The following is a 3,267-nucleotide window of genomic DNA, read 5'->3' as shown; positions in this document are numbered from 1 at the left end:
GCGCCGCGCAACAGCTTACGCCGCCATCACCCGCTCGTTGACGGTCGTGATCGGCACGTTGAACGTCGAGATCGACCGCCTCGCCGGCGAGGTGAGCGCCCATTTTGGCTCTGGCGTGCTTTCCGTGATTGCTCAGTTCGTGGGTAGGGCTGTCGTGGGGTGGCCGCAGCATTTTTTGTATTTGCGGCCGCTGGCGCACCAGCAGGGCTGGTTGCGTCCGGGGGGCCAGGCGATGAGCGTCTCGGGGTGGGTGCGGGCCTGGTCGGCGGCGTAGCTGGCGCGGGTGTTGTTGGCGGCGGGGTCGCGGTCGTGGCGGGTGCACCAGGTGTGGAATGCCTCGAGGTGGATGGGGGCGATCCACAGCGAGACGGTGGCCGGGCTGGTGGCCTGGTGGGCGAGGCCGCGCAGATGGCGTTCGAGTTGGTGGTTGTAGGTGGTGTGGTCGGCGGTGGCCCAGTGCGCGTCATCAGCGAGATGGGGCCAGTGGGTCAGGGCGGTGTCGAACTCGGTGACGGGGAACCAGGCCAGCGCCATCGCCACCCGCGAGGTGGTGGGCGGGCCGGACGGGACGACCGCAGTGGGGGCGAGTGCGCTGCTCGAGGGGGTGTCGAGCAGGTCCAGCGCGCCCGGTAGCGCGGGCGGCGACCAGCCCGGCCGGTCGGGTCGGGGCTGGTTGAGGAAGGCTTCGGCGCGGGCGTCGAGGTCGTCGTGGGGCTGGTCAAGGGCGTGCAGGGCGTCGCGGCGGCACTCATGGAGTTGGGTGACCAGCCGTTCGGGATCCCCGCTATCCAGGGCGATCGTGAGCCCGGAGGTCAACCAGGCCAGCGCCTCGGGATAGTCCCCGGCGGCGGCGTACTCGATCCCGGCGTTGTTGTGCAGCCACACATCGTCCGGGAAATCGGCGTGGACCTGGGCGAACAGCTCGCTGGCGGGCTCCGTCCGTCCGGCACGCAGCTGGATCTCGGCCAGCCGGCAGCGCGGGTCGGGGGTGGACTCATAGCCGGCGGCGATCGCCGCGTGCATCGCGTCGAGGGCGTCATCGACGCGGCCGAGCTCGCTGTAGGTCTCGGCGAGTTCGTCGAGCAGCCCGGCCAGGTCGAGCTCCTCGGCCACCCGCGGATCGCGCCGGCACGCGGTGACCATGGCGTCGAGCGTGTCGGCGACCTGGGCCGCGTCCCGGGGCCGCACGGCCATGGCCATGTCGAGCTGGTCGACCAACCGGTCCACGACATCCAGCACGGCCGCGTCGCCCGCGGTATTGGTCGCGGTATCACCCGCGGTGTTGGTCGCGGTGTTGGTCGCGGTGTTGGTCGTGTGGTGCCTCGCTGGCCCCACCATGACGTGCGCCCCTTCCCGTGGTGGTTACCCCGGGAGGCTACTGGGCGGCGCCGGCGCCCCCGCGGCTGCTCAGTTGCTATCGGTGCGAAGGCTCGCCCGCGGCGACTTCGCTGCTCAGGCCAGCAGGATGCGGGTGCGCAGCAGGTCGAACCCGGCCCGGCCGAACATTTGGCGTTTGAGCATCTTGATCCGGTTGACCGCACCCTCCACCGCCCCGGAGGAGTGCTCGTGAGTGAGTCCGGCGGTCACCGCTGCCTGGTCGCGGCGCAGCCCCCGGGCGAATCGGGCCAGCTCCGGCTGGCTCGTGTCGGCTTCCACCGCCGTGAGCCAGTCTTCGAGCCGGTCGCCGCGGCGTTGGGTCATCATCTCGGCGAACCCGCGCACGTGGCCGGCGGTGGCCTCGAGCTCCGGGCAGTTCGCGAGGACCTGCTTGAGCCGCACCCGCTGGCTCTCCTCCAGCGCGGCGCTCGGCCGCAGCAGCCAGCCGGTCACCTCACGCACCGTCGGGGCGAGCGGCCGGGCCGGCGGCGCCGCCCGGCCGTCGCGCAGCGGCGCCAGATACCGGCGCACGGTCTGATCACTGCCGCGGTAGCCGAGTTCGCGTAGCTCACCGGTCAGCGCGGCGGCGTCGCGGACGCCCTGGGCCCACCGGTGGTGCAGGTAGTCAGTGAACCCGTCGAGCAGGCTGGCCCGCTGACGGGTCTTGACCAGCAGCTCGTCGAGGTTCTCGGCACGCACGAACCGACGCACCGTGGCCCGGTCCAGCCCCAGCTCACGGGCGATCGCCGACATGCTCACCCCGGCCGCGGCCCGCTCGCTGATCACCCGGTGCCGCTCCCGGGTCCGGGTCATGATCGGCAGCTCCCGGGTCGGGACCACCACCGGCTCCGCATCCTCATCGGCGTCGCCGGCGTCATCAACACCGCGAACGGGGGTGGCGCTCGCGCGCAGGCACCCCCGGTGGGCGCGCACGGTGTTCTCTACGTGCTCGGCGAGGTTGTGCCACAGATGCCACCGGTCGGCGACCTGCACCGCGCCTGGTGCCCCGAGGCGGGCGCCCTCGGCATAGGCGCCGGCCCGATCCCGGCAGATCACCTCGGTCCCGGGGTGCGCGCTCAGCCAGCCGGCGAAGGTGTCCACTTCCCGGTCGGCCAGCACGTCGACCGGACGGTGGGTAGCCATATCGACCAGCACACTGCCGTAACGATGCCCCCGCCGCAGCGCGAAATCGTCCACTCCGAGCACCGGCACCGGCCCCAGCAGAGGGGTCGGCAGCGCTTTGACCAGCCGTAACAGCGCGTCCCGGCCTACGACGATGCCCAACCGGGCCGCGAGGCGGGCCCCGGCCCGCCCGGCCAGCGCCAATCCCACCGCCTCTAGCATCCGCCGCAGCAACCCGGTCCGACGCGCATGCGGCGCGGTCAACTCCGGCACCTGCTCGGCGAAGGTCTTTTTCTCACAGCCGGAGTTGTCGCAGAAAAACCGGCGCACCCGCAGCGCCAGCTCGACCCGCTGCCCGGCGATCGGCGCGTCAGCCAACGTGCGCACATACCGGCTATGCACCCGCCTCGAGATCACACCGCAGCCGGTGCACCCGCCCCGGGTAGCCCGGACCCGACCACACAGCCGCAGCAACCCCACGACATGCTCGACATCCTCGACCAGCACACCCGACAGATGCGGCAACAGACGATCAAGAGCCCATGCCGGTGATCATCGCGCTCCCCATGGCACCGACCCAGACGACACGCCGAGTACCTGCCCGATCACGGAAAGCACGCCAGAGCCCCCATTTTCGCCAGCACCCGGCCGCGAAAATCCACCTCAGCCAACCCGGCCTGGCTGAGGTCCTCGGCGCCCGGGTGCTCGCGGAGTTCGGAGACGACCCGGACCGCTATGCCAGTGCCAAGGCGCGCAAGAACTACGCCG

At 71.6% G+C, this 3,267-nt stretch carries 2 protein-coding genes and 1 pseudogene; 1 reads left to right on the top strand and 2 read right to left on the bottom strand.

What is annotated here, in order from left to right; genetic code table 11:
- Nucleotides 1-132: 132 nt before the first annotated feature.
- Both VGJ14_19700 and VGJ14_19695 read right to left on the bottom strand, forming a co-directional pair.
- Entirely contained in the window at nucleotides 133-1,338 is a 1,206-nt protein-coding gene (locus tag VGJ14_19700; GenBank protein ID HEY2834652.1) for an SEC-C metal-binding domain-containing protein, read from the bottom strand.
- A 114-nt stretch (nucleotides 1,339-1,452) separates the two neighbouring features.
- Nucleotides 1,453-2,979 carry an ISL3 family transposase gene (locus VGJ14_19695; GenBank protein ID HEY2834651.1) on the bottom strand — a complete coding sequence of 509 codons (1,527 nt, stop codon included), beginning with the start codon at nucleotides 2,977-2,979 and terminating at the stop codon, nucleotides 1,453-1,455.
- 143 nt (nucleotides 2,980-3,122) lie between these two features.
- On the opposite strand from VGJ14_19695, the pseudogene VGJ14_19690 reads away from it, so the two are divergent.
- Nucleotides 3,123-3,267, top strand: a pseudogene (locus tag VGJ14_19690) (IS110 family transposase).

Source organism: Sporichthyaceae bacterium, assembly GCA_036493475.1.
Lineage (GTDB): Bacteria > Actinomycetota > Actinomycetes > Sporichthyales > Sporichthyaceae > DASQPJ01.
The sequence above is the reverse complement of the archived record's forward strand: the minus strand, read 5'-3'. Positions and strand labels throughout refer to the sequence as shown.

What these genes read in the sequence shown, in the direction of transcription:
- VGJ14_19700 (HEY2834652.1), bottom strand. Translation starts at nt 1,338, where the DNA reads ATGGTGGGGCCAGCGAGGCACCACACGACCAACACCGCGACCAACACC.